We start from the raw sequence: 25,907 nt of genomic DNA, 5'->3' as shown, positions 1-25,907 counted from the left end.
CTACCCTGCCCCGCTCGGCTTTGAAATCACTTTATGATTCGGTAACTTGAAGCGCCTCCCCGCCCGGAATTGGAGCCCCCCAGATGCCCGCCCCACGCCTTCGCCTCGCCACCTTGGTTGCCGCCCTTGCCACCTGGGTCGGCGGTTGTGAGCGCTCCCCGGGCGCCGGTGGGCCAACCCCGAGCGCCACACAGAGCGCCGCCCCGGTGCCCTCCGCATCTGCCCCCGTCATGAATGCCACGCCGTTCTCCGAGGATTCGGTGCGCGCGCAGGTGAATCCGAAGGGGGAGCAGCCTTACTCCGGGCCCACGGGAACGCTGCGCGGGTCCATCGTGATGAAGGGAGATCCGCCGCCGGCGCTGCTCGAGGTGACGGAGAAGATCTCCGACAAGTGCAAGGGAGCCCGCGTCGTCTACGGGCGGTTGTTTCGAGAGGGCATGCTGCGGAGTCTGGCCGATGTGCTCGTGACGGTCACCGAGTACCAGGGCTTCGTGCCCGCCAAGGGGCAGGCTGTGACCTTGAACACCGAAGGCTGTGCTTTTCCCAGTCGCACCGTGGGCGTGACGTTTGGGCAGCGCCTCGATGTGCTCAGCAAGGACGGCGAGCCGTACGTGCCGAAGCTGATGGGGGGGCAGATGAAAGCCGACATGATCGCAGTGCCGGGTGGCTCGGCGGTGAAGCTCTATCCGCACGTGCCCGGTCGATACACGCTGATCGATCAGATGCACCTGTTCATGACCGCGGACGTGTTCGTGCTCAAGTACGCAACCTTCGACGTGACGGGACTCGACGGGAAGTACGAGATCACCGGCGTGCCGGTGGGTGAGGTCAGCGTCAACGCGCTCTTGCCCGCGACCATGTCGGTGGCTCAGAAGAAGGTGAAGGTCGAGGCCGGGAAAACGACGGTCGTCGATCTCGAGCTCCAGTTCGACAAGAAGACGATGGAAGACAAACCCAAGCCCCCGAAGCTGAAGATTCACTGAGCGCCGCGGGCCTCGACCCGGGCTTCGAGGGGCTCGCGAGCTTTGGTAAGGGCCCAGCCTTCGAGCCAGATGGCGGCGGCATCCTTGCCGACGCGCCGCCGCAGCAGCTCCGCGAACAAGCGCACGCCGAGGCTGCTCGGGGCGAGGGGCTCCGCGCCGCCGCGGGTGAGGAGGGCCGCGACGCCCGCGGGGTCACCGTCGAGCGAGGCGGCCGAGAGGGCCGCGATCAGCGCATCGCTGTCGTTCGGATCGGCGTCGAGCACGCGGGCGGCTTCCGTCCTGGCCACGTCGGTGACACCGAGCGCCGCTGCGCGCAGCGCCAGGTGGCTCGTGCGAAGGCCCACGAGTTTTGCCAGGCGGCGTGCCCGAGCCGGGGCGCGCTCGGCGAGCGCGCGATCGACGTCAGCGAGGGTCGGGCGGCGTTCGTTCGAGAAGTGTGCGCCCAGCGCGTCGGATCTTGGGGGTGGGCTCGGCGCGGCGGGGGAGGGCGCGACGCTCCTCCCGAGCGCTTCTTTCACCGCAGGCGAGGGTGGGCCGCGAAGGGAGAGCGCCAGCACCCAGCGCTGCGCCTCGTCGTTGCGGCCCAGCTTCGCCAGGGCCGACGCCACAGTCAGCGATGCGAGCTCGTCGTCCGGATCGAGGGCGACTGCGCGCTCCGCCTGCGCCAGCGCGGCCGCGGCGTTGCCTCCGGCGAGGGTGCAGCGCGCGCGTTCGCGCCACATCGGTGCAAACTTCGGGTCGAGCTCTTCGGCCTTCGCAAAGGCCGAGGTTGCCTCTTGCCTCGTCGCACACAATACCGCGCCCAGCCGCGTCCAGACGTCCGCGCTCGAGTCGTCGTCGAGCAGCACCCGTTGATACTCCGCCTGCGCTTTTGCGAAATTTCCCTGGCTCTCCTCGATCACACCCTGGGCATAGTGTGCGTAGGCCTCGGGTGTGATGTACGGACCTTCCACGCTGCGTCCGGCGTAGACCCGCGTGACGGAGCCCTCGCCGAAGATGCAGCCCGACACGCTCGGAGCCAGGAGGGCGAGGCAGAACCACTTCGCGGCGTGAGCCCTCACACCACCTCGCGCAGCGCCTGAAGGAAGAGCGTGTTCTCGTCCGGCGTGCCCACGGTCACACGCAGCTGGTGAGCGAGCCTGCCGCCCCGCGCATGGAAGCTCCGCACCAGGATCTTTTTCTCGAGCAGCGCGTCGAACACCTCGCCTGCCGGGCGTTCGGTGCGCACCCAGAGGAAGTTCGCCTGGCTCGGTGTGACCGTGACTCCGGCGATCTCCGAGATTGCTCGCGTCATGCGCTCTCGCTCCTGTCGCACGCTCTTCACCAGAGCTTCGAGCTCCCCGCCGAGCTCCGAGAGCACCGCCGTGGCCACCGCTTGGGACACCGTCGGCAGGTTGTAGGGCAAGCGAACCTTGTCCAGCTCCCGGATGATCTCGGGGCGCGCGATCAGCCAGCCCACGCGCAGCGCTGCAAACCCGACCTTCGAGAGGGTGCGGAGCAGCGCCACGTTCGGGTACTTGCGGAATGCGTCCAGGTGGCCGCCCGCTGCGTAGTCGACGTACGCCTCGTCGACGATCACCAGCGCGCCGGCGGCGGCCTCGATCCCACGCTCCAGGCGCTCCCGGCTCATGGCGTTGCCGGTCGGGTTGTTGGGAGTCGCGATGAAGACGACGTTCGGCGGCGTGATTTCGATGGCGCGGAGCAAGGAAGACTCCGCGAGGTCCCAGCTCGCGTCGAGCGGGACCTCCATCAAGTTCATGCCCCGGACCTTGGCGCTCTGCCGGTACATCACGAAGCTCGGAGTGGTCGTGAGCACGGTGGGGACCGGACTTTCGCCGCGCGGCCGCGCAAAGGCAGTGAGCAAGACCGAGATCACCTCGTCACTGCCGACGCCCGCCATCACCTCGTCCGGGGTCACGCCGGTGCGGGCCGCGATGGCGTGGCGGAGCGCGAGCGAGCGCGCGTCCGGGTAGCGCTGCCACTCGGTGCTGCCTGCGACCTCGGCCAGGCGCGCCCGGGCCGCGTCGGACAGGAAGGGCGGCGCCTCGTTGGCGTCGAGGCGAACTGTGAAGTCGCCCGCGAGCGGTGCGTAGGCCGAGAGCTCTGCGAGCTCGGGTCGGAGCAGTTCGAGCAGATCATTGCGGAGCTCAGCCATCCGTCTCGTTCCTCTTCTTCTGAAGCTGCAGTCCTGCCTCTTCGAGGGTGATGTTACCGAGCTCGGCGATGGCCGCTGCCACCCACTCGACCTCGGCGCCGACCGCGCCGGCCGCGGTTGCCACTGCCCGCGCATGCAGCGACATGTGGCCGCGCTGGATGCCCTCGGTCGCCAGCGCGCGCAGCGCCGCCAGGTTCGAAGCGAGCCCGGCGCACGCGGCGACCTCTTGCAGCTCCGCGGCGGTGGTGACCCCGAGCATCTTGAGCGACAGTCGGGCGACGGGATGAACACGCAGGGTGCCGCCGACGATGCCGAGGGCCAGCGGTAACTCCAGGGTGCCGCAGAGATCGTGTCCGTCACGGCGCCAGGTCGCCAGCGGACGGTAACGACCCGACTCGGCGGCGAACGAGTGCGCGCCGGCTTCGACAGCGCGGAAATCGTTGCCTGTGGCCAGAACGACAGCGTCGATGCCGTTCATGATGCCTTTGTTGTGGGTCGCAGCGCGGTACGGGTCGAGCTCGGCAAAGCGTGACGCCTCGGCGATCAAGTCCACGATCTGGGTGCCCGACGGCAGCGCGCGGGGCGGCTCGGAGCCGGTGCTCTCGGGCAGCGCGAGGTCCTTGGCGTGCACGCGGCAGGTGGCGCGCACCCGGCGTCGATCGCACAGGTTGGTGAGGATCCTGAGTCCGAGCTTGCCCCCCGAGAGCTCGGCCACGCGAGGGCCGACGGCCTCGGCGATCGAGTTGACCAGGTTGGCTCCCATCGCGTCGCAGCAGTCCACGTGCACGTGGACCACGAGGCTCTCCTGACCCAGATCGCGCACGTCGATGGACACCGGCCCACCACCACGTTCTACGAGGTTGGGTACCGCGCGCGTGCCGATCGAGAGAAGCTCGGGGATCGCGGCCTCGAGCTCCAGGATGGCGCGGGCGGGGTTTCGAACGCCGTAGACCTGTACCTGACCCGTCATCAGGGACTCGACCATCTCGGCCGAGAATCCGCCGGCGGCGCGCACCATCTTGGCGGCATTGGACGCGGCGGCGATCACGCTGGGCTCCTCGACGACCATCGGCACCAGCCGGTCCCGGCCGTTGATGCGGAAGTTCAGCGCGAGCCCAAACGGGATGGCATACGTGCCGAGCACGTTCTCGACGACCTTGTCGGCGGTGGCGACGTCGAGACCACCGGCCCGGACCGCGTCCGCGATTTCTTCCGGAGCCATGCCGACGCGCGCGGCGATTTCCTCCACGCGCTCGCGCAGGCCGAGTTTGTAGAAGCCGGCGATGCGCGAACCTTGCGCGTCGTCAGCTGGTTCAGAGTCGAGGGGCCGTGTCATCGCCAAGGTCCGAAGGTCTTATCACGACCCGTCCCATGCATGTACGCCGCGGGCGCCGAGGGTGAGCTCGAGGCGCTCGTGGCCGAGGCGATTCCTCCGCGCAACGAGCGCCGGTGATGGTGGCTCTGGTCCTGCGTAGAGTGCGACGTCGCCCCCTCCGGCGCCGGACGGGATCACGACCGCGTCGTCCTTCTCCGCCAGCTCGGCCAGCTCCTCGATGTCCTGGGTCACGATCGGGACCCCGGCGCTCTCACCGAGCCGGCCAAGCGCCCGCCGTTGCGCTCCGAGTGCGCTGAGCAATGCCGCGCCGTCGGCCGCAGCGAGGGCGCGCGCGGCATCCTCCGCGTGAAGCGTCAGCGTCGCCATCTGTCGCGCGAAGTCCGCGCGGTCGCGGGTCTCGAGCTCGGCGACTCGCTGCACGAACTCTGCGGTCGAAACGGGCTGCCCGCCGGCCCAGACCTCGAAGCTGAGCGAGCTGGGAAGAGCACGGGCTTCGAGCGAAAGGTCGCTGGCGGTTCGCCGAAACACCAGCGTTCCGCCGCGCGTGGCGCACGCAACGTCGATCCCACTGCCGCCACCCTGGGCCGCGCGGTGGGCTTCGAGGGCAGTTTCCAGGATCGCGTCGCCGAGCGAGGTGTCTTCGGCGGTCGCACCGGCGCGGAGTGTGATGGCGGCGAGGCTCGCGACGAGGATGGCCGCGCTCGAACCGAGCCCGAGCTTGCCTCGCGGGCCGCGCAAGGCCGAAGCGTCGAACCACGGCGCTGGAGCATCCCCGATGGCTGCGCGCACCTCGGGGGTCACGAGCTCCGCCGCGCGACTCGAGTCCGCGATCGCGTAGCGGTCGACAGCGCTGACGATCCCGGGCGCTCCGTAGAGCACCGCGTACGCACCGGACAACACCAGCTTGCCAGGCGCGCGAGCCTTCACACCTCGCCTCGGGGGTCTTCGTCCGTCGTGTGGGCGTCGGGGCCCGCGCTGCTGATCAGGGTGCGCTCCACGCCGGGCACGGCGCTCACGACGTCGCTGACCTGGGAGCTGTGCTCGGGCAGCGTGAGCACCTTCACGTGCGGTCCGGCATCCATCGTGTAGTACGCAGGCACTCCGCCTTCGCGCAGTGTCTTGACCGCGGTCATCACCGCCAGCGTCGTGGGCAGGAGGTAGATCACCGCGGGGCGGGCCGCGAACATGGAGGCGTGCATCATCAGTGCACTCTGTTCCATGGCTGTGCCCAAGCGTTCGATGTCGCGCTCGAGCACACCCCGTCGGACCTCCTCGAACAGCGCTGGCGCGTGCGCGACCCACGCTGGGTAGTAGGGGCTGGTGCTTGCGGTGTGCTGCATGCCCTCGGTCGAGCCGACGGATTTCGGCCCGCGTGCCGTGAGGGTGACCACCATGCTGAGCGGAAAGTGCTCGGCGCTCGCCACGCGTTCGGCGGAGCGCGCGCCGGCAGCCAGGCTGGCGTAGCCGCCGAACAGGGAGCGCGCTGCGGAGGCGCTCGAAGCGCGCGCCAGCGCACTCAGCTCTTCGAGCGACAGCTCGAGCCCGGCCGCGCTCGACGCCGAGAGCGCGAGGGCGGCGAACCCGGACGCGCTCGATGCCAGGCCGGCTGCGGTCGGGAAGTCGTTGCGCGAGATGACGTTCGCGCGGGTGCTGAGCCCGGCCTTGGCTCGCACTCGGTCGAGCAACGCGACCACACGCGCGAGAGGACGACCGGACAGCGGTTCAGTCCCAAGCCAGGCCTCGTCGTGCTCGAGTGCGGTATCGAACGTGACCTCGGTGAGGGTCCGGAGCCCGCCGAGGGTGAGCGAGAGACTGGGTGTCGCGGGCAGGTTCTCGGCCACGTCGGCCTTCCCCCAGTACTTTGCCAGCGCGATGTTCGAGTAGGCGACGGCGCGCACGCGTTTCATCTGCCACCACCCAGCCTTGCGACGCGTGTCGAAAAACACTCGAGCCCGTGCCTGCGCCAGGCGACGAGCACTGGCTCGGGATCGCCATCACACAGTGCCACCACCGCGCCGCCCCCTCCCGCGCCGGTGAGCTTGGCGCCGAGGGCACCGGCCTCGCGGGCGACGCGGCAGGCGGTTTCGATCTCTTCGGTCGAGACCATCAGTCCAGCCAATAACATCTGATTGAGATCAAGCAGGCGACCGAGGCCCGGCAGATCACCCGCTTCGAGGGCGAGTCGCGCGTTTTTCACGAGGGATTCGATACCTGAGAGGGTTTTTTTGAAGACGTCCGGCCGCCGCTCGGCGAGCCGCGCGACCGACTCCACCATGCTCTTGGTGCTGGCCGACGGCCCGGAGACTGCGATGGCCAGCGTGAGGGGCGCACCGAGCGCGAGGGATTCGGGGCCTGCGGCCCGTGTGAACCAGATGCAGCCGCCCTGTGCCGCGGCGGCGGTGTCGATGCCGGACGGATTGCCGTGAAAGACCCGCTCCCAGGCCATGGCCGCGGACAAGGCTCGTTCGTCGGATGGCTGGCCATCGAGCTCGAGGATGGAGCGTGCGATCGCCACGGCGATCGCAGCCGATGACCCGAGGCCCGCGCCGATGGGCAGGTCGGAGCTCGCCGTCACGCGCACCGCTGGGCTCCCCAGCTCGGTCAAGAGTGCGCCGAACGCCCGCGCGATCTCGTGGTCCTCGCCTGGAGTCACCAGCGAGCCGGAGAGCTCGAGCAGCGGCGAGTCCCCGCGCTCGGCCCTGGCCTTGGCGCCGTGTTCGATGCCCGCGGCGATGGCCGGGACTCCGTGCACCACCGCGTGCTCCCCGAGCAGGATGACCTTGCCGCAGGCAGAAGCCATCAGCTTCGCCTGAGCGTGAGCACCCGCGCGGCGCCTTGGAGCAGCGCCACCCCATCGGGCGAGAGTCGACCCTTCTGGAGCACGGCGAGGGCCGATTGCACCAGCTCGTCGATGCGCGCCTCGACCAAGTCGCGGGCGCCGGATCGCTCGATCACCTCGACGGCCTGGCGCAGCTCGGCCTCCGTGGCCCGCGAATTGCCGGTGGCCGCCTTCAAAATCCGATGATCGCGACCCCGCGCGCGCTTGAGGGCGGTCAAGAGCAGCACGGTATTTTTCCCGGATTTGATGTCGCTGCCGAAGGGTTTGCCCGTGGTCTTGGGATCCCCGAACACACTCAGGATGTCGTCGCGGAGCTGATACGCAACCCCGACCGGTAGCGCGAACTGATCGAGCGCGGTCAGCAGCCTTGGTGTGCCGCCGGCCATCAGCGCGCCCAGGCGCAGGGGACCGCGCACGGTGTAGCTGCCCGTCTTCAGCACGTAGACCTTCTCGACATCGGCGGCGTTCGCGAGGAGATCGAGCTGCTGCCCGGTCACCGCGTCGATCTGCATCTCTGCGAAACACTCGAGCACACGCCGCATGCGTGTTGGCTCGATGTCGACGCGCGCCAGCGCGTCGGTGGCCAGCGCCACCGCGTAGTCTCCGGCCAAGATGGCGGAAGCCTCGCCTTTGTCTCGGGAGCGGAGGCGACGGGACAGCGCGGCGTGAACACTCGGACCCCCGCGCCGGGTCTCGTCATGGTCCATCCAGTCGTCGTGAACCAGGAAGTAGGCGTGGAGCAGCTCGACCGCCACACCGGCGTCGAGCGCGGGCTCGAGCTTCGCTTTGGCGCTCGCGGCTCGGTAGCCCGTGACCAGCAGCGCCGCCCGCGCACGCTTGCCTCCGCGCAGGGTCAGATCCGACAGGGCGCTCACCATGTCGGTGACCCCAGAGCCGTACGCCTTGGCTGCGCTCAGGCGCGCTCCCAGGTAGGTCGTGAGCTTTGCGTCCACGTCGCGACGAACGGCGCTCATCAGGGCGGCGAAGGGATTTTTTGCGATCGCCTTTGCCTTGGCTCGCGGCGGGCGGCGTGCCGAGCCCCCACCTCTCGCGGAAGTCCTCGACCTCTTAGGCATTTTCCGGACAAAGCGTAGGGAGCGGCCGCGGGGCTGTCAATGCTCTCGCGGTCCGCGCTTCCGCCTTCTCTTTTTCGCCCATGTGTGGCCCGCTTCTTCCTCGATGAGCGAGATCGGAAAGCGCAAGGACGACCACCTGGATCTCGCGGCCCACGGCGACGTCGGCTTCCGTCAGACCACGACGTTGTTCGAGCAGATGCGCTTCGTGCACAACGCACTGCCGGAGCTGGCGGTCGATGAGCTCGACCTCGGCTCGAACGTGCTCGGCAAGCTACTGAGAGCGCCGATCTTGATCGCGGGAATGACGGGTGGCACGGAGCGAGCCGGGCGCATCAACCGAGACCTCGCTGCGCTGGCGGAAGCACGGGGATACGCGTTCGGGCTCGGAAGTCAGCGCGCCATGCACAAGGATCCGTCGCTGCTCGCTAGCTACGCGGTGCGCGACGTTGCGCCGAACGTGCTGCTGCTGGGCAACGTGGGGCTGGTGCAAGCAACGACCATGTCGAGCGACGAGCTCGGCGGGCTCGTGCAGGCCGTCGGCGCCGACGCGCTGTGTGTGCACTTGAACCCAGCCCAGGAGCTGGTGCAAATGGGCGGCGATCGAGACTTTCGCGGCGGGCTCGACACTCTGGAGCGTCTGGTTCGGGAGCTGCCCGTGCCGGTCGTCGTCAAGGAGACGGGCTGCGGCATCTCGGCGAACGTGGCCCGGCGACTTCGCGCGCGCGGAGTGCGGCATGTGGACGTCTCTGGCGCCGGAGGGACCAGCTGGGTTGCGGTCGAGACCCATCGCGGGGATGCTTCGCGGCGCGCGCTCGGCGAGACGTTCTGGGACTGGGGGATCCCGACTGCGGTGAGTCTCGTGTTCGTGGCTGGGCATGGCTTCGACAGTGTCTTCGCCACCGGCGGAGTCAGCTCGGGGCTCGACGTGGCCAAAGCCGTGGCGCTCGGGGCAAACGCAGCCGGGCTCGCGCGCCCGGTGTTGAAGGCGCTCGAGAGCGGCGGAGTGGACGCTGCCAACGCGCTCTTCGATCGCATCGAGGAGGAGCTTCGAGCGGCGATGCTGCTCAGCGGTGCACCGGATCTCGCGGCCCTTCGCCGGGTGCCGCGGCTATTTTCCAGCGAGTTTTCCCGGTGGATCAGCCAGGCAGGCTGAGGGTTCAGACCTCGACGTGGACCGCGATCAGCTTTCCGTCGACGGCCTCGCCGCGCAGCGTGAATTCCAGGTGGCCGGGCACGTCGGGAACCTGGAGCGCGACGCTCACGCTGTCGGGCCCGGCGTCGATGACCCTGTAGGTAGCGCCGCCGCCGCGTTCGAGTGACGACAGGACCAGCGCCCTGCCCTGGCAGAGCGTGCCATCCGCGAGCCGCAACAGGATCGCATCGTGCAAGACCGCCTCCCGTTCGACGCGGCTGCCGGTCACCAGCACCGCGAGCAAACGAGCGATGAACATTCGTCGATATTAGCAGCTTTCGGCGGGGCGTCGGCGCTCGACGACCCTCGGCTGCGTGCTTGTTAGAGCGCCCGCGCTTCAGCGACCGAGGCGCTGTTCGAGCAGACGTTTCATCGCGGCGGCGCGAACGTCCAGGCGCGTTCGCAGCTCTGCGTCGGGAACGGCCGCCGATTTTTCTTGGGCCCAGTCGCCGATGATCAGGCCGTAGCCCCACTCGAGGAGCTCGGAGAGCTCGCACTGAGCGGGTTTGTCGCGGCACTCGGCACGCTCCGCTTCGCGACGCTTGGCGAGCGCTGCTCCGAATGCGAACGTATGTTTTTGGTACTTGCCGCCGACCAGATCGAACACGATGGGGAACGACGGTGTGGTGGCGTAGGACAAGACCGGGTCTCCCGCGGCGACCGAAAACGGCGGGTCGATGATGTCCCAGCTGAGCAGCTGCCAGGTCGCTCCGGGCTTGAGCTTCACCGGCAGCACGCCGTGTCCGCCGTCGCCCTTCTCCCACATCAACAGGCGATGCGTCGGCGAGGTCAGCGACACGACGTAGTGGGTGTAACAGCAGTGGGCCCCCATCGTGCGTTCGGTGAGCAAGAGCTCCGGAACGCCGTCCCCGGTGAGATCACCACACCAGTCGGCGAGCAGCGACATACGCATGCGCGGCTCGCCGCGCCCGACCGAGTACTCTCGGCCTTTGGCCTGGTAGATTGGCTTGCCGTTGTGAGCCGTGACACGAACGTACGGTTCGTTGTTGCTCGAAGCATCCGTCAGCGCCTCGAGGACAAACTTGCCGCACTCGAGGCGCGGGCTCTCGCCGAAGGTGACGAACTCCGGGGGCAAACGCTTCAGCGGAGACTCTTCCCAGGCGGGTGCCGGTGGCGGGGCTGCGGAGCCGGACGCTGTCGGGGGTGGGGAAGGAGCTGCCGTGGGCCCGGGGTTCGGCGCGCTCGTTGCGGCGCGTTCCGGCGGTGCGCTCAGTGCCGGCGGCGCGGGTGCCGGGCTGCAGCCGACGGCGACTGCCAGAGCCAGGAGCACACGGAGCGTGGAGGGCACGACGTGAGACTACTCGAACTCGGCAGCGCGCCGCAGTCGCATCCGTGAGCGGCTTGGCACGGGAGCTCGAAGAACCTCGCGGCGTATTTCGGCCGGCGCGAGCTCCACGCGCGCCCGCAGCCTCGACTGCGTGAAGCGGCAGCCCCGACCCAGCTTCAGTTCCCAGCCGCGACCTTCTTGCAGTCGAACACGGGTTTGCCGCTCGGGTTTCGGTACTGTGCGGCGCAGGTACCGAGCAGCGCGCCCAGGCTCTTGAAGTCGACGCCCGCACTCGACGGCTCGAACGCGTAGCTGCCATCGGGCACGGATGCGCTCCTGGTGTCGAGCGACGCCGCGTTCGAGCTCGACAGCAGCTTCTGTTTCGCCACCTTCAGCTGCGTGTGCAGGAAGCGGACCTCGCGCGAGGTGAGGGGCACACCCGCGTTGGCCGAGTGGACGATCAGATCGGACATGCTCTTTTCGTCCATGAACTTGGGCGGAGTGCCGGCCTCGAAGCCGTCCAGACTCTGATCGAGGCGCTGGGCGAGACCGCCGAGGAGTTTCTGCGCCAGGTCGGTCTGGTTCGCGATCAGCGCCGCGTTGGCCGTCGCTTCGTGGAACGAGCGCAGGATCTCGCCGTTCTGATCGTTGGCGTTGCTGATGGCGGTGTCCAGACCGCCGACCCCGTTGCCACAATTGACGTCGTCTCGAGGCGCCCAGCGCCCGAACAGGCGGATCGAGAGCACCGGCGTGCACTCGGCGTTACCCAGGAGCGAAAATGTCGCGAGCCCCGCCGGATACCAGACCTTCAGGCTCTTGTCGTAGGTCGCGATCTTCCACTCGTCGTCCTCGACTCGACGGGCCCAGGTGACATACAGCCGTCGAAGCTCGCTCAGGTCTTGTTTGCCCGCCGCACTCAGGCTCGATGCGCACGAGTCGAGCTGGGAGGCGGCGCGCAACATGTGGCCGATGTCGTCCTTCGAGCGTTTGTTCTTCACCCAGATGTCCCCGAAGCTGGGGTTCTTCGCGATCTGAACGTACTCCGTGGCGCCGTTGTCTTTGCCCGGCCGGTTCAGGCTGTAATCGACGCTCAGGTCGCGGTCGGTGTCGGTGAAGTTCTCCAGATAGGCCGCGCGCGTGAGGAGCGCTCCTTCGGGTTCGCCGCCGGGAGTGACCATCGCCAAGGACCAGGAGCTGAAGCCGCGGATCAAACGTCGGAGCAGCTTTTCGTGCTTGGGTTTCTTCCAGAGCGCATGCGCAAAACACACGCCCTCCATCAGAGGCGCGGTTCGCAGCCCGTTGTTGTCCCCGCCGACGTCGTTGTGGCGGTAGGTGAGCTTGCCGCTCTGCTTGATGACGTCGGCGCCGCTCCACCACGTGCCGTACCAGTACCCACCGCTCGACTCCGGCCAACCATGCACGCGTTCGTCCAGGAACTCGAAGTAGCGGAGCTTGCTCAGCAGATCGAGATAGTCCGTCGTCGCCTGGTCGAGCTCCGCGGCGCTGAGCGGCGTGCCCTTGTCGGGGCGCGAGTACGAGAACGGAAGCTGGCTCGGGTGCGACGGCAGAGTGCCGTCCGGCGCGGCCTCGACGCCGCCTGTGCCTGCGCTGCCCGCGACTCCGCCCGCGCCGCCGCTGGCGGTGCCGCCGGTCCCAGGGACGTCGCCGGCTTCGGTGCCCGAGCACCCGGCGAGGGACAGCGTGAGTGCCAATGTGCGGGGGAGCCGCGCCTGCCAGAGCATGCCGGCACAATAGCGCGGTCGAGGGCGAAAGCTACGTCGCGCCCGCGTTCGCCACGCGACCGACGGCCGGGCTAGTGTTGCGGGGATGCGCTCTCTCTTGCTGCTCCTTTTCGGGTTCGTTGCCTGCGCAGGGACGACGCCGGCATGCTGGTCTACCTGCGGGCGTCGGACGGCGAGGTGTTGGTGATCTGGGCGCCGCCGGAGGGATAGGACACTCCCTGGGCGCAAATCGCGTCCCACCCGTGTTCGCGCGCGTCGTCAGCCCGACTTCTTGCACACCGTTGCGTTGCCGTCGAGGCCACACGAGGCCGCACACGCGCCGGAGCAAGTCTTCGAATCCGCCACGTAGCCGGTCGGGCAAAACGTGTCACACGTCGTCAGCTTGGCTCCGCAGATGGGGAGCAGGTCACGCGATTGTAACCGTAGGTGCAGGCGCCCGAACACACCGAGACCAGACAACTCTGGCCGGAAATGAAGAACCCGCTGTTGCAATACGTGCCGCAGACCGTGGTGGGCTTGGCGATGGCGGTGAAGCTGCAGCCGGTGGCCGGTGCACACGTGTCCACCGTGCACTCGTTCTTGTCATCACACGTCTTCGGTGCGTTCACGCAGCCGGTCGACGGGTTGCAGCTGTCGGTGGTGCAGGCGTTGCCGTCGTCACAGCTCTTCGGAGCGTGCTGAACGCCGAGCACGGGATCGCAGGAGTCGAGCGTGCAGGGGTTGCCGTCGTCGGTGGTCGTGGGTGCGAAGGCGCAGGCCCCGTTCGTGCAGAAGTGGTTGGTGCAGGGGTTCTTGTCGTCGCAGTCGGCGTCGACGCTGCATTTGCCGCTGGTGGTGCCGCCGGACCCGCCCGGTGCGCCACCGCTGCCGGTCGTGCCTGCAGTACCGGCGGCGCCACCGCTCGAGTTGCCGCCGGTCAACCAGGAGCCATCCGCCACGCTCGTGCCGCCGGTTCCTGCATCGGCGGGCGGTGAGTCGTCTTCGGACGAGCCGAGCGACAGACACGCGCTGGTGAGCAACGCCGCGCTGCCAATGCTCCAAGCCGCCCGCATGTCGAGAGAGTGTACGCGGCTTCGCCTTGCGACGCGAGCGGGGCGCCGAGTACAGCGCTTCGAGCTCAGGCCATCGCAGACGCCACTCGCACGGGATGCCCATGCGACAGGAGCCCGAGCGTTGGCGGAGTTACCTCAACAGCTCGGCGAGCCGCGGGCTGATCTCCGCGACCGCGCCCTCGCCTTTGATCGACCCCTCCATGCGCTGCTCGGAGCAGCGGCCGTCGGGGCTGGGGCGCGCGAAGAGCGGGATCAACCGCGACACACAGCCGGCAGCGGTGAGCGCTGCTTCGTGTCGGTCGTGGTCGAACTCGAGCAGGCGCAGGTCGGGGAACTTGGCGTCGAGCTCGCCCGCTGCCGCTGCCTTGTGAAAGCGCACACACGGCTCGCACCAGGGTGCTCCCACGTACACGATCAGCTTCCGCCCGTCCTTCTGCGCGCGCGCAGCCTCCCGCGCGATCACGGAGACCGCGTCGGTGGTGGCCTCGGCTTCGACCAGCTCGACCTTTGCCGCCGGCGCTGGTGGTGGTTCCTTGCGAGGAGTCGGTGCGTCCGTTTCACAACCGGCGAGACTCGAGAGCGCGAGGAACACGAGCGTGGCCTTTGCCGTCACGCCCCCGAGGTTGCCAAGCCCGGCCCGAGCGGGTCCACGGAAATTGTTCACGGTGCGAGCTCGATCAACGCCGGGTTGCCGGGCTCGACACCTCGGACCAGCACTTTGCCGGCGAGCTGTTCGCTCTCGCAGCTGCCGCAGCTCACGTGGTAGCCGTTCGGATATACAGCGGCCGGCACGCGGATTTCCGTCGCGGCGCCCAGGTTCTTCGGGATCAGGCGCACCAAGAGCCGGCTCGCGGCCTCGTCCCACTCGAAGTCCACGAGATCGCCGGCGACCCGCTCCGGGTAGGGGCGCACGAGCTCCGCCAGCACGTTCTTCTTTTCGCTGCCGTCTTCATTCAAGAGGCCGTAGCCGCCGTCCTTGTCGTAGGACCAGTAGGCCGAGCCCGCGGCATTCGCAGCGGCCCCGTCGAACGCGGCGTCGACGTAGGCCTCGATGCCCGGCGAGCCCGAGGTGCCGCCGTACTCGCCGATCCAGAGCGGAACTCCGAGCTCGTCGGCCTCCGCGCGGAGCTGGCTGATGCGCGCAATGAACGCCGCGCGCGAAGATGGCGCGAAGCCCTGCCCCGATTCGGCGCTGGTGTCGTACGCATGCGGCGCGTAGACGACGTTTTTCACCCCGAATGGCCGGAGGCTCGTGGCGAACCCGAGGTTCTTGCCGGCGAAGGGCTCCAGAAACGCCAGCCAGTCGGGAGCCTCGGTGCGGATCGCGCGGGTCAAGTCTTCGAAGAACGGCTGCAGCACCTCGGCATCGAAGGTGAGGGTGGCGTGCGAGCCCCAGAACGGTTCGTTCATCGGGTCGAAGCCGAGCACGGCGGGATGTTTTCCGAGCCGCGTGGCCACCCGGACCCACGCCTCCGTGTAATGCGCGCGCAGCTCGCTGCCGTTCCAGAAACCATCGACACACGCGACGACCTCCGGATCGAGGTAATTGAGGAACCACGGGGTGGTCGGCGTGAACTTCAGGTAGTGCGCGTCGTCACAGGTCCAGGTAGGGGCACCGTTGCCACCGAACCCCTCACCGTACACGTCCTGGTGCATGTCGAGCACGACCCGGAGGCCGGCGGCGAGCGCCCAGTCCATGCGGGTGGCGACGTCGTCCAGGTAAGCCTCGTTCCACTTGCCCTTTTCGGGTTCGATGGCCGACCACGAGAGCAGAAACCGGACGTGGTTCAGGCCCCAGTCGCCGCTCAGACGCTTGAAATCTGCGGGCCCGTGAAAGGCCAGATACGGAGGCTGCTTGTGTGCGTTGGCGAGGTTCACGCCGCGCAGGAGCACCGCGCGTCCCTCCGGATCGCGGATCGCTCCGCCGGCGACGTGCCAGCTGCGCGGTTTCGCGGGCTCGGGTTCATCGCCGTCGCCACAGCCGACGACCGCCATCAGGAGGCCCATGACCCAGCCTGCTCTCAGCATCGCTCTCAGCATCGCTCTCAGCTTAGATCAGCCGCGAAGAGCGGGCGAATGGCGACCGCCCGAGCTCGTGGCTCGGCCATCGATGCGCGTGATAGCGTCAGCCCCGATGCACAGCGGTACTCGCCCGAGAGCGGAGCGACGGCGCGTCGTTCGGGCGTTGCTCGTCCTGGCGTTGTTTGCTCCCGGCTGCGACACCATGTGCCGCAAGAAACCCGTCGGCTCTGCACCAGATGCAGGGGCAGAGCCCGCGCCAGGCGCAGTCGAGGTCCTGAGCCAGGGCGCCGAGCCGCGCTTCAAGCTCGAGCTCGGGCGCTGGGCAGGCCTCGTCTACGAGCTCGAGACGGAGAGTGATGGCTCCTTCGGGCGCTCCGACATGCCGCCCGCCAAGGCGCCGACGTCAAGCTTGAGGCTGAACGTCGAGGTCCAGCGTGGCACCGCCGATCCCGTGGTCGAGGAGCGCGACGGTAGAAAACTGCGCATGGTCGATGAACGCGCGACGCTCGAGCGCATCGAGCTCTCGAGCCCGACTGCGCCGGCGGATTTCCTGGCCAAGCTGAACGCGGCGTTCGGCCTGCTCAAGGGGCTGACCACGCGCTCGCTCGTGGCCGAAAACGGAGAAATCATCTCGGTTACGACCGAGAACGTCGGCGGTGTGGTGCCTCCGCCCGAGATCAAGAAGATCCTCGACGAAGCCCTGAGCGGGCAGCGTTATTTTCCATTTCGTTTGCCGCCGGAGCCGGTCGGTGTGGGCGCGCGCTGGCGGTTCAGCGCGCCGATGGAGGCGCGGGGTGTCAAGGCGCTGCAGATCGCGGACGCGACGCTGATCGCGCTGACCAAGAAGACCGCGCGCATCGGCATTCGCGCGCGCCATCAGGCTCCGCGGCAAGAGGTCCCGCACCCGACGGAGCCCGGGCTCACCGCAACCCTCGCCAACCTGCGCGGTGATGCCGACGGTGAAATCACGATTGATCGCCTGACCGCTTGCATCCTGTCCGCGCGCTTCAGCTCGACGTCGTTCTTGACGATGACGTGGGTGGGGCAGGACGGGCACGACCAGACGGCGACCTTCATGCAAGCCCAGGTTCAGCGCATGCGCGGTCATGTGGGCCCGCGGGATGACGCGGGGGCCGACGCAGGTGACGCCCAGGCCGGGTCGGCCGACGCGGGGGACGCGAGCGCGCCGGCCGCCACGGAAGACGAAGACGAGGACGATTCGCAGTGAGACCGGGCTGACGCGGTCCACCGCGCCAGCGTGGTCAACCGAACGGCGGGACCACGAAGTCGCCGCCGACCTCGGGCATCAGAGCGCGCCGCATGCGGCCATTCTCCAGCAGCAGAAACACCCGCTTCGGATCGTCCAGGTTGGTCTCGAACTTGAAACGCACCTTCTTGGGTGCCCAGCCATCGACGCTGAGCACCGTGACCTCGAGCCCCGGCAGCGTGGCCTTGTCGCCGGGATGAAAGACCAAGCTGGGCTCCCGGAACATCTGCGAGGTCGGATCTTCGAACATGTGCCCGCGCGTGACCTCCATCTCGAGCGTGTCGTCCGACACACGCACCAGGTGCTGTTCGGCGTTTGCGATGGTCAGCACACGCCAGCGCCGTGGCAGCGGGGCGCCGCGTGCGTGGCGCACCCAGGGTGGGTAGATCATCGAGGCGATCTCGCCGCCGGCGTTGATCAGGAACAGCTCCTCGGTCGCCACCAGGTCATCGTCGATCTGGCGGCCAGGTGTTTGGCGCGGATCCCGCCGACGATGTTCTTCCACAAGATGGTGTGGTCGTGGGTGAAACGCGCGGAAAACCCCAGGTGAACGACGAGCACCGGCAACGTGGCAGCGGCCCTCAGCCAGGTGAGCGCGCGGCCGCGAGAGTCGGCGTGGGCGACCAGCGCAGCCGAGTCCCAGATGGTTGCTCCGATCAGCGCGCTGCCGCCGAAGCTCGCGATCAAGAGCAGGCGGACGGAGGGGATGGTGCCGGTGAGCGGCAGCATGCCGAAGAGCGCGCCGAGCGCACACATCGTGAGCAGGCAGCGCGCGCGAGGCTCGGCCCGGCGCCAGGTGCCGGCCATCAGCACCACCACCAGCGTGAGCGGGATGAGCGACGTCCAGAGCTCCGGCGAACGTGCGATGAGCTTGCCGTAGAACTGCTCGCCAGGGACCAGGAGCAGCTCGGTGGCGATCATGGCGGGGATGCGCAGCGTCGCCTCGCTGAGGAACTGCTTCGGGCTCTGGAAGGGGCCGATGTAGACGACGGAGCCGTTCGCGCCATAACCGAGGGCGATGTGCACGCTCAAGTAGAGCGCCGCCGGCACCACGGCCAGCGCGAGACCACGCAGCCGGATGCCGAGCGGCTCGCGGGTCGCTGCGAGCTCGTAGCTGAGCACGTACGCCAGGGCGCAGATTGCGTACTCACCCCCGGCCAGGGCGAGCGTGAAAAAGACCAGGGCAAGCTTCGCCCCAGGGTGCCAACCGTCCTCCCGGTGCCGGAGATACGCCCACAGGCCGAGCGCGCCGAAGGTCGCGCTGATCAGCGCGGTGCGGTTGCAAATCCAGGCAATGGGTGCGACCAGGGCGGAGTCGAACGCGAGCACCGCCGTTGCAATCAGCGCCGCACCCTCCGCCACGACCCGGCGGACGAAGACGAAGTACGCGATGATCAACGCGGCCAGCCAGAGCAGTGAGTGCACGTGCTGCGCGCGGGCCGACAACCCGAGCACACTGTGGTCGAGCCAGAGCAGCAGGCTCGCCAGGGGCCTGAGCAGGCTCAGCTTGAGATCCGGGTGACTCCACCAGGGAGCAATGCCGCCGTCTTGCAGCGGCGCGAGCTCACCCGGGCGCCGCAGGAACGAGTACAGATCGAGCGGCGAGCGCGCCACCGGGTACTCGCCGTCGAGCATGGCTCGGTTGAGGTAGTCGTCCGCGGCGAGGCCTGCGCCGAGCGAGGGCCAGTGCAGCCACAGGGCGATCAGCACGAGGAGCGCGACAATCACCAGGCTCTTCAGGGATGGGCGTGGCATTCGTTTCCAGGCGATCGACGCGTCGACGAGCCGACGGGCGAGCATTGTCGATTTCCCCCGCAGCGCAAGCTAGACTCGATGGCGTTAGTCCTTTGACCCGATCCGATCGCGCCCGGCACAAGCGGCAATTTGCCACGAAAAAGCCCGGGCGGGCCGCCGCGGTCCACGGCTCGCAGTCGGCCGTGCGCAGCGAGCCTGCCCGATGTTGAACGCCCTGCGCATCCTCTGGGACGTCGCCGCGTTTCGGTTGCGTCGGCTCGAGATGGCGAACCTCGCCGGGGCGGTCTCGGTGATGGTTGCGCTCGGCCTCAGCGTCCGCGACATGCTGGTTCGGACCGGGTTTGCGCTGCTCTTGAACCTGCTCGCCTATCTGACCAACGACTACGCGGATCTCGATCGCGATCTGCGCACCGGACGCGCGCCGGACAAGACTCGTTTTCTGGACCAGCATCGCTCGGCGGCGATCGGTGCGCAGGTGGGCCTCGGTGTGGTGCTCACGGCGACCGCGCTTCTCTGGAGTCCGGGTCTCTTGCTTGCCGCAGCGCTCGGCGAGGGGCTGTGTTGGTTGTACTCGGCCAAGGTGAAACAGGTGGCGTACGCCGATGTGCTCGTCATGGCCGTGTGCGGCGGGGCCATGGCGCTCGTTGCCGTCCCGCTCGATCGCACCCTGGGCTGGTTGCTGGTGGTCGAGCTCGGGCTGTTTTCCGGGGCGTTCGAGCTGATCCAGGTGCTGCGGGATCGGCACGAAGACGCCGAGGCCGGCACGTCGACGACCGCGGTCGCCCTCGGCGAGACGAAGACGCTGTGGCTCCTGCGCGGGTGGATGGTGCTGACGGCGGGGTTCGCCACGCTGACGCTGCATCGATTGGTCGGGCCGCTCCTGCTCTTGGCCCTGGTTGTTCCGTACGGCAGCGGCGGCGCCAAGACGTACTGGAACCGCGTGCGGCTGGTGTTCGGCCTGGTGTGGCTCGCGCTGATCGTGATGACCACGCTCAGCGGTCGGAGTAACGGGTGGTGGCTCAGCGTCGAGCACACCGCCCTAGTATCGTCGCGCGCTCCGTGAGCGCCTGCGCCGCTGGTCAGGGTTTGCGGCGTCGCCGGGCTCCGAGGAGCAGTCCGGCTGCGGCGAGCAGCAGCGGCCATGCGCGGTTTGCGCCACCTGCCACGCGACAGCCGCAGCCGCTCTCTTCGGAGGCCGGTGTCACGCCGCCCTGGCTGCCGCCGTTCACCCCACCCCCCTTGCCGCCGCCGCCGGTCCCGGAGTTGCCGCCGCCTCCGCCAAGGGAGATGCCACCGCCGACGCCGGCGCCGCCATCGTTTGCACCACCCGCGCCGCCCGTGCCGGTCGTGTCCGGAGCACACTGGCCCTGGGTGCAGAGCTGGCCCTTCGGGCACACGACGCCGCCGCAAGCGTCGGCGCATGATCCGTCGCTGGCGCAGTACTGGCCGGCAGGGCAGGTCTTGCCGACGCAGGCCGTGGGGCTGCAGATGCCGCTCGTCTCACACTGATCGGTGGCAGGGCAGCCGGCGCACTGACACTTGTCGATGCAGGCACCCGCCGCGCAGACCTGGCTCGTGTCACAGGTGATGGCCCCGCATGGATCGATGCAATTGCCCGCGATGCAGGCCTGGCCGGGCGGGCAGACCGCACCGGCGCACGGATCCACACAGCTTCCGCCGATGCACTTCGTGCCCTCCGGGCAGTCCACCGTGAGGCAGGCTGGATCGACGCACACGCCCTTGTCGGTCTTGCACACCTTGCTCGACGGGCACTTGAACTCGCCGCCGCCGCACTTGGGGACGCAGTTGCCGTTGTCGCAGACCTGGCCAGCCGGGCAGATGTCGCCGTCGTCCACCGAGCCGTTGCAGTCGTTGTCGAAGCCGTCGCACGTCTCGGCAGAAGGCCCGACGAGCGGCACACACACCAGCTTGCCGCTCTGGCATTGATTCGTGCCATCGGCGCACACGCCCGGCTGTCCGGTCTGGCACTTTCCGCCGCCACCCGAGCAAGAAATCCCCGTGACGAACGTGGTCAGATCGTCGAAGTCGTTGTCGCCGCCGGAGAGCAGATCTTCCCAGCCGAAGTAGAAGGCCTTGGGGGTGACGGTGCTGTTGTAGATCAACAGGTGGATGTACGGGTTCGCCTGGTTGCCGTCCGGGTTGTACTTGATCTCGCTGAAGAAGATGGCGTTGTTGTTGTTGACGGTCGCGCAGCTCCCCGTGGCTTGATAGAAACCAATCAGCCCGCCCTGGTACGCGGGGTCCTTCTTGATGTCGAGGGTCTTGATGGTCCCTACGCCATCGTTGCAGGTCAGGAACTCGTGGTGATCACCGAGCGCGGGTTTTGCCCCGGTCACGTTGTACCAACCGAACGAGTTCTTATAGCCGGCGTTGCGTTGCAGCACCTCGAAGGTGAGGCCGCAGCTGGGTGTGAAGGTCTCCGGCGTCGTGGCCGCGTCGTTCAGCGCGTTGATGGCCTCACCGCGACCGGTGAAGAGGCTCTGCAGGCTGCCGCCCACGGGAATCGTCGCGCCGTTCGGCTGGGTGAGCGCGAACGCCGCCTGGGCAAAGAGCAAGACGGCCGAGCACGCCACGGCGAAGAGAGCGCGGGACATGCGCCCAGGCTACACGTTTCTTGGAGAACGCGCCCGGCGCTGGAGCGAGCCAGCGCCGAGCCTTTTTCGCGCCCAAGAGCGGGCGCCGTCATGCCTCACTGGATCGGGTAGACGCAGTGTCCAGCCGTGCAGGGCACGTTGTTGCAGCAGTTCGCGCTCGTTGTGCAGCTCTGGCCGTAGAGCGAGCACGTCGGGGTGCCGCCCGTCCCGCCACTCGGGCTGCCGCCCGTGCCACCCGTGCCGCCGCTGCCGCCGACGCCGCCGTCTGGGAGCTCCGTCGATCCGCACACGCCCTGGGTCGAGCCGGGGGGTGCCTTGCAGGGCAGCCCCGAGCAGCAGTCGGCGTTCGAGGTGCAAGTGCCCCCCGACGGCACACAGGTCGCCCCGCAGACGTAGAGCGCACCGCCGTCCGCCGAGCTCGGGTTGGGCACACACGGCAGCCCGCAGCAGTCCGCGCTGGTCGCGCAGGATTTCCCGGCTTGTGAGCCCGCGTCGGCGCAATTGCCGACCCCGGTGCAGCGCGGAATGCCGAGCAGATCCTGCTGACAAACGCTCGGGTCTTGGTTCACGTTGCCTGCGCAACAGTTGTTCTCCGCGTTGCAGGAGCCCGAAGCGAGCTTGCACACCGCACCGGCGGGGCGGCAGGCGTTGCCATTGTCGCAGCGCCCGACCGGTTCGTTGGCGGCCTTGCTGCATTTCACCGAGCCGTTGCCGCCGGGCATCCCCGGCGAGCCGCAGCAGTCCGAATCGATGACGCACGCCTCCCCGGTGGGATGGCAGCCGCTCGGGGGCTGGCAGATCAGTACGCCCGTGGGGCCGTGGGGGGCGCAAGCGCGGCTGCAGCACTCGCCGCCGCACGCGGGGACGCCGCCATCGCCCACGACGCCGCCATCGGACTTCGCGCCGGCTCCGCACACCTGCCCCGCAACGAGGCACCCGGTCGTGCCCGGGGCATTCGGGTTCTTGCACGTGCCCAGGGTCGCGCCGCTCGCCTTGTTGCAGATGCCGGTGCAGCACTGAATGTCGGTCGAGCAGAGGTCGCCGGTCTGATTGCAGAACGAGGGTTGCCCCGAGCACTTGCCGTTTTGGCACAGTTTCGAGCAGCAGTCGCCGTGGGCGCTGCAGGTGTTGCCAGCAGTCTTGCAGGCGGAGTTCAACGGCGTGCAACCGGCTCCGCCTGCGCCGCACTTGCCGCCGCAGCACTCGGCGTCGGTCGTGCAGGCTGCCAGATCGGATGCGCATTGTGTGCTTCCGCACTTGCCCGCGGAGCACACGAGTGTGCAGCAATCGGTGGCTACGCTGCACGCATCGCCAGCCGACTTGCAGGCTCCGGCTGGGTTCGCGCACGCATTGAGGGTGGGGTCGCAATTGGCGCTGCAGCAGTCGCTGTGCGAGGCACAGCTCGAGCCCGCGAGCTGGCAAGCGCCGCCCCCGCTTCCGCCGGCGCCCCCGGCTCCGGTTCCCCCGGCGGCGGTGCCTCCCGTGCCGGTGCCTCCCGCGCCGGCCGCACCCCCAGCTCCGGCGTCATTGCCGGCGTCCTGCTTCTTCGGGGTCTCCTCCTCGGAGTCGCTACTGCAGGCGTTCGACCAGGCAGCGCCGACCACCACCGAGAGAGCCATCACCAATACTGCGGACCGCCGTGCCTTGGATGCCATCACGCCTCTGTTCCCTTGTTGGAGTCCTCTGCGCCCAGTCTGGGTGAATATATCTCACCGATTCGGGATGTCGCCTGCCGATGACGAGCCCTGGAGGCGTGGAGACCCGAAGTTCTTCTGGCCAAAGCCCTCACTTCGGGACCGCCCGGCAACAGCCGGTAATACAGTAGTAGCCGCTGCTGCAGGGTGTTTGCCCTGCCAGAGCGCAGGCTTGAACGTTGGTCGGGCACTGGGTTCCGTCACCACCGTCGGGCTGCCCGGCGTCGCCGGCGTCGGGGTTGCCCCCGTCTGCGGTGCACTGGGCTGGGAGTTCCTCTTTGCCGACGCAGAACTCGCACGCGCCGCAGTTGTTGAGGCACGCCTTCACCGGCGTACAGGGCCTGCACTTTTCTGGGTCGTCGAGGCTTGCTTTGTCGCAGCTGCCGATCCCGTTGACCGTGGAACCGAGCCACACGAACTTGCCGCCGCCGGCCGGGAGCTCACAGCAGCCGAAGCAGTCGCAGCCGTTCGGGGTGAGGGGTCCACAATAGCTGGCGCAGAGCGCGCTTTGCGTGTTGAAGAGCTCGGAGCAGGTCGCAGACGAGCCGGGCGTCGTAGCGTTCGGGTCGTACGGGCAGTACGGCTTCTGCGCTTTGTCCAGGCCCTCGGGGGGATAGGAGGGAGCAACGGCGAGCGGATCACATTCGTGATTCCACTGACAGTCGTCGTTGCCCTGACCTGTATCCTGATCGAAGTAGCAGTCCATCTTGCACGGCGCGCTGTTCTGCCCTGGGATGCCGCCGTAGTACGACCCTTCGGTGTTGTCGCAGGGGCCGAGGCAGTCGGGATCGAGCTCGTCGACGCGGCCGTCGCCGTCATTGTCGATGAGGTCACCGCACTCGTAGGCGTGGCCCTGGCAAGTGGCGATGCCGCCGTCCGGGCTCCTTCCGCCAGCCCCCGCGGTAGCACCGGCCCCCGCACTATTGCCACTGCCCGACGCGGCGTCCCCGCTCACACCTCCGGCCCCACCGCTCGCTCCGGCGCCGACGAGCTCCTGGTTGTCCGCGCCGCAAGCAAACGCTGAGAGCGCTGCAACAGTCGCAAGGAACGAGCAGCATCGAAGCAGCCTCACGCGCACCCTCCTCTATTTACGGAGCGCCGCGAGTCTCGCCTTGGCTTCCTCGCGAAAGCGTCCGTTGGGATAACTCGCGAGATACTGGTTCAGCTGTCCCCGTGCCTTGATCGGGTCGCGCTCGAGACGGGCCGCCGCGAAAGCGGCGCTGTCCCCGGCCGCCGTGCCCGCGTGTCGCGAGGCGACGTCCGCGTAGCCCTTCTGCGCCGACCTGGTGTCGCCTGCCACCAGCGCGCACTCGGCCAAGAGCGTTCGAGCCTCGGCCAAATCGACGGGACGCGAGCGCTGGGCGAGCACAACCGCCAGACTCGCCCGAGCCTTTCCGACATCGCCGGATGCCAGTGCCTTGCGTGCTCTGGCCAGCAAGGGCGCTGCGTCGATTTCAGGTCTTGGCGCAGCGCTGGGTGGCGGCAGGGTTTCGGCGCCCGGTGCCGACCACGACTCGCCGACGCCGACTTCCACAGCCTCACCTCCCACCGGTGTGACCCGCACCCGCCCTCGGCTCACCCGTACCGACTCGAGCGAGACGTCGAAGACCGTCCCGACGACGTCCACCCGAAAGCGCGGAGTCGTGACGGCGAACGGCTTGCCGGGACTGGGGTCGACGTCCACGTGCACGCTGCCCGCATCCAGACGCAGCGTCTTTGCGGAGCCGAGCCAATGCGCAACGCTGCCTTGCTGCAGAACTGCCTGTGCATGGGCCAACGCGAACGCCCGCGTCCCCCGGAGCTCGAGGTCGTCCCAGCGCTGCGTATCCAGCACTGGTGGGGTGGCGAAGGAGCGGAGCTGGGCAACCGGTGAACGACCGACAGACAGCACCAGCCCGACGATCAGCGCGCCCAGGGCGGCTGCCCACGGCAACACGCGGAGCGGTCTTGGTCGTTCGAGCGGTTTGCTTCGCGCGGTGGTCAGCGCCGAGGACAACGCCCGCGCGCGCGCGTGCGGGGAGAGCTCGTCACCATCCGAGAGGTGCTCCACGAGCGCGGCGAGCACGCGCGACTGCTCACTGCAGCGCGGGCACTCCGCGAGGTGCTGCTCGAGCAGCAGGCGCTCGTGCTCCGCGATGCCGGCCGAGCGGCGTTCCAAGAGCACACCCGCGCGTTGACAAGCCCAGTCGATCATCGCGTGCTCCCGTCGAGCCAGTCGGAGAGCAGCGGGTCGCGTCGCGCCTTTTTCATCAGTTCACGACGCGCAAAAAAGATCCTGCTCTTGGTCGCGGCCCGCGATGCGCCGACCAACACTGCGACCTCGTCGATGCTGCGACCCTCGACGACGTGCAACACGAAGGCGGCTCGCTTCTTGGGGCTGATACCGGCCAGTACGGCACGGAGTCGAGCGACGCGGCGGCGGTCGTCGAGCTCGCGACCCAGGTCCGAGCGGTCGACCTGTGCTTCGTGCACGAGTACGAGCTGGCGCGCGGCGTGCTGGCGTCGCTCCTGGGCAAACCGGATCGCGATGCTGGTGAGCCAGGTCCGGACGCTTGCCTCACCGCGAAAGTTGGGGAAAGCGCGGATTGCCGCCACGAATGTCTGCTGGAGAACGTCTTCCACGTCGGACCGCGAGCCGAGGGTTCGCGACAGCGTGCGTTCCACGGCGGGCGCCTCGGCGGACAACACCCGACCGATTGTCTCCTGATCGCCGCGACGGCACGCCTCGAGCGTGTCCGCGCTCCAACCCGCTGCGGAGTCGGCGGGACGGGCGCTCTGCTGGATCTCGCGCACCACGACCCTTAGTGGGCCTCATGCGGCGCTCGGTTGAAAGAATTCCCGGAAGCCACTCGGCCGACCGCAATCCTGGCGAACAAGGAGGATGTGGGTGC

Annotated in this window: 24 protein-coding genes; 4 read left to right on the top strand and 20 right to left on the bottom strand. The window is 68.4% G+C overall.

The genetic code is table 11. The features are described 5' to 3' along the window. Positions 1-83: 83 nt before the first annotated feature. Positions 84-983 carry a carboxypeptidase regulatory-like domain-containing protein gene (locus tag IPI67_25155; GenBank protein ID MBK7583467.1) on the top strand — a complete coding sequence of 300 codons (900 nt, stop codon included), beginning with the start codon at positions 84-86 and terminating at the stop codon, positions 981-983. Here IPI67_25155 and IPI67_25150 read toward each other — a convergent pair. The 7 genes from IPI67_25150 to IPI67_25120 are packed head-to-tail and all read right to left on the bottom strand — an operon-like array spanning position 977 to position 8,287. Further along, a complete protein-coding gene (locus tag IPI67_25150) occupies positions 977-2,044 on the bottom strand; it encodes a tetratricopeptide repeat protein (GenBank protein ID MBK7583466.1) in 1,068 nt (355 codons plus the stop codon). The genes IPI67_25155 and IPI67_25150 overlap by 7 nt on opposite strands. Further along, complete coding sequence (gene hisC / locus IPI67_25145; GenBank protein ID MBK7583465.1) at positions 2,041-3,138, bottom strand: histidinol-phosphate transaminase; 1,098 nt, start codon at positions 3,136-3,138, stop codon at positions 2,041-2,043. Before hisC ends, IPI67_25150 begins: the two co-directional genes overlap by 4 nt. Next, positions 3,131-4,474 carry a hydroxymethylglutaryl-CoA reductase, degradative gene (locus IPI67_25140; protein MBK7583464.1) on the bottom strand — a complete coding sequence of 448 codons (1,344 nt, stop codon included), beginning with the start codon at positions 4,472-4,474 and terminating at the stop codon, positions 3,131-3,133. Before IPI67_25140 ends, hisC begins: the two co-directional genes overlap by 8 nt. Positions 4,475-4,495: 21 nt before the next feature. Continuing rightward, a complete protein-coding gene (locus tag IPI67_25135; protein MBK7583463.1) occupies positions 4,496-5,401 on the bottom strand; it encodes a hypothetical protein in 906 nt (301 codons plus the stop codon). Beyond that, entirely contained in the window at positions 5,398-6,381 is a 984-nt protein-coding gene (mvaD, locus tag IPI67_25130) for a diphosphomevalonate decarboxylase (protein ID MBK7583462.1), read from the bottom strand. The genes IPI67_25135 and mvaD overlap by 4 nt, the downstream gene beginning before the upstream one ends. Beyond that, positions 6,378-7,274, bottom strand: a complete 897-nt coding sequence (gene mvk, locus IPI67_25125; GenBank protein MBK7583461.1) for a mevalonate kinase — start codon at positions 7,272-7,274, stop codon at positions 6,378-6,380. The genes mvaD and mvk overlap by 4 nt, the downstream gene beginning before the upstream one ends. Beyond that, on the bottom strand, positions 7,274-8,287 hold the full coding sequence (locus IPI67_25120) for a polyprenyl synthetase family protein (protein MBK7583460.1): 1,014 nt from the start codon (positions 8,285-8,287) through the stop codon (positions 7,274-7,276). The genes mvk and IPI67_25120 overlap by 1 nt, the downstream gene beginning before the upstream one ends. Positions 8,288-8,492: 205 nt before the next feature. On the opposite strand from IPI67_25120, the gene IPI67_25115 reads away from it, so the two are divergent. Beyond that, the gene (locus IPI67_25115) at positions 8,493-9,542 is read left to right on the top strand and encodes a type 2 isopentenyl-diphosphate Delta-isomerase (protein ID MBK7583459.1); all 1,050 of its coding nucleotides are present in this window, start codon (positions 8,493-8,495) and stop codon (positions 9,540-9,542) included. Positions 9,543-9,546: 4 nt separating this feature from the next. Here IPI67_25115 and IPI67_25110 read toward each other — a convergent pair whose 3' ends face one another. The 6 genes from IPI67_25110 to IPI67_25085 all read right to left on the bottom strand — a co-directional run bounded on the left by IPI67_25110 (position 9,547) and on the right by IPI67_25085 (position 15,703). Beyond that, positions 9,547-9,840, bottom strand: a complete 294-nt coding sequence (locus IPI67_25110; GenBank protein MBK7583458.1) for a hypothetical protein — start codon at positions 9,838-9,840, stop codon at positions 9,547-9,549. A gap of 78 nt (positions 9,841-9,918) precedes the next feature. Then, a complete protein-coding gene (locus IPI67_25105; protein ID MBK7583457.1) occupies positions 9,919-10,890 on the bottom strand; it encodes a hypothetical protein in 972 nt (323 codons plus the stop codon). 155 nt (positions 10,891-11,045) lie between these two features. Continuing rightward, positions 11,046-12,611 (bottom strand): hypothetical protein, encoded by a 1,566-nt coding sequence (locus IPI67_25100; protein ID MBK7583456.1) that lies wholly within the window; start codon positions 12,609-12,611, stop codon positions 11,046-11,048. A 377-nt stretch (positions 12,612-12,988) separates the two neighbouring features. Then, complete coding sequence (locus IPI67_25095) at positions 12,989-13,663, bottom strand: hypothetical protein (GenBank protein MBK7583455.1); 675 nt, start codon at positions 13,661-13,663, stop codon at positions 12,989-12,991. 130 nt (positions 13,664-13,793) lie between these two features. Continuing rightward, positions 13,794-14,255, bottom strand: coding sequence for a thioredoxin (locus IPI67_25090; protein ID MBK7583454.1), 462 nt, complete (start codon positions 14,253-14,255; stop codon positions 13,794-13,796). A gap of 68 nt (positions 14,256-14,323) precedes the next feature. Further along, the gene (locus tag IPI67_25085; protein MBK7583453.1) at positions 14,324-15,703 is read right to left on the bottom strand and encodes a cellulase family glycosylhydrolase; all 1,380 of its coding nucleotides are present in this window, start codon (positions 15,701-15,703) and stop codon (positions 14,324-14,326) included. A 94-nt stretch (positions 15,704-15,797) separates the two neighbouring features. On the opposite strand from IPI67_25085, the gene IPI67_25080 reads away from it, so the two are divergent. Beyond that, complete coding sequence (locus tag IPI67_25080; GenBank protein ID MBK7583452.1) at positions 15,798-16,913, top strand: hypothetical protein; 1,116 nt, start codon at positions 15,798-15,800, stop codon at positions 16,911-16,913. A 34-nt stretch (positions 16,914-16,947) separates the two neighbouring features. Here IPI67_25080 and IPI67_25075 read toward each other — a convergent pair whose 3' ends face one another. Both IPI67_25075 and IPI67_25070 read right to left on the bottom strand, forming a co-directional pair. Continuing rightward, positions 16,948-17,394, bottom strand: a complete 447-nt coding sequence (locus tag IPI67_25075) for a hypothetical protein (GenBank protein MBK7583451.1) — start codon at positions 17,392-17,394, stop codon at positions 16,948-16,950. Continuing rightward, complete coding sequence (locus IPI67_25070) at positions 17,370-18,707, bottom strand: hypothetical protein (GenBank protein ID MBK7583450.1); 1,338 nt, start codon at positions 18,705-18,707, stop codon at positions 17,370-17,372. The genes IPI67_25075 and IPI67_25070 overlap by 25 nt, the downstream gene beginning before the upstream one ends. A 202-nt stretch (positions 18,708-18,909) precedes the next feature. Between IPI67_25070 and IPI67_25065 the strand changes: the two genes are divergently transcribed. Continuing rightward, positions 18,910-19,770, top strand: coding sequence for a UbiA family prenyltransferase (locus tag IPI67_25065; GenBank protein MBK7583449.1), 861 nt, complete (start codon positions 18,910-18,912; stop codon positions 19,768-19,770). A gap of 16 nt (positions 19,771-19,786) precedes the next feature. Here IPI67_25065 and IPI67_25060 read toward each other — a convergent pair whose 3' ends face one another. The 5 genes from IPI67_25060 to IPI67_25040 form a co-directional block, all read right to left on the bottom strand. Further along, positions 19,787-21,322, bottom strand: coding sequence for a DUF4114 domain-containing protein (locus IPI67_25060; GenBank protein MBK7583448.1), 1,536 nt, complete (start codon positions 21,320-21,322; stop codon positions 19,787-19,789). Between the two features lie 95 nt (positions 21,323-21,417). Further along, positions 21,418-22,980 (bottom strand): hypothetical protein, encoded by a 1,563-nt coding sequence (locus IPI67_25055; GenBank protein MBK7583447.1) that lies wholly within the window; start codon positions 22,978-22,980, stop codon positions 21,418-21,420. Positions 22,981-23,107: 127 nt separating this feature from the next. Next, positions 23,108-24,088 (bottom strand): hypothetical protein, encoded by a 981-nt coding sequence (locus IPI67_25050; protein MBK7583446.1) that lies wholly within the window; start codon positions 24,086-24,088, stop codon positions 23,108-23,110. A gap of 12 nt (positions 24,089-24,100) precedes the next feature. Beyond that, entirely contained in the window at positions 24,101-25,210 is a 1,110-nt protein-coding gene (locus IPI67_25045; protein MBK7583445.1) for a FecR domain-containing protein, read from the bottom strand. After that, positions 25,207-25,809, bottom strand: coding sequence for an RNA polymerase sigma factor (locus IPI67_25040; protein ID MBK7583444.1), 603 nt, complete (start codon positions 25,807-25,809; stop codon positions 25,207-25,209). The genes IPI67_25045 and IPI67_25040 overlap by 4 nt, the downstream gene beginning before the upstream one ends. Positions 25,810-25,907 lie beyond the last annotated feature (98 nt).

Source organism: Myxococcales bacterium, assembly GCA_016706225.1.
Lineage (GTDB): Bacteria > Myxococcota_A > Polyangia > Polyangiales > Polyangiaceae > JADJKB01.
The sequence above is the reverse complement of the archived record's forward strand: the minus strand, read 5'-3'. Positions and strand labels throughout refer to the sequence as shown.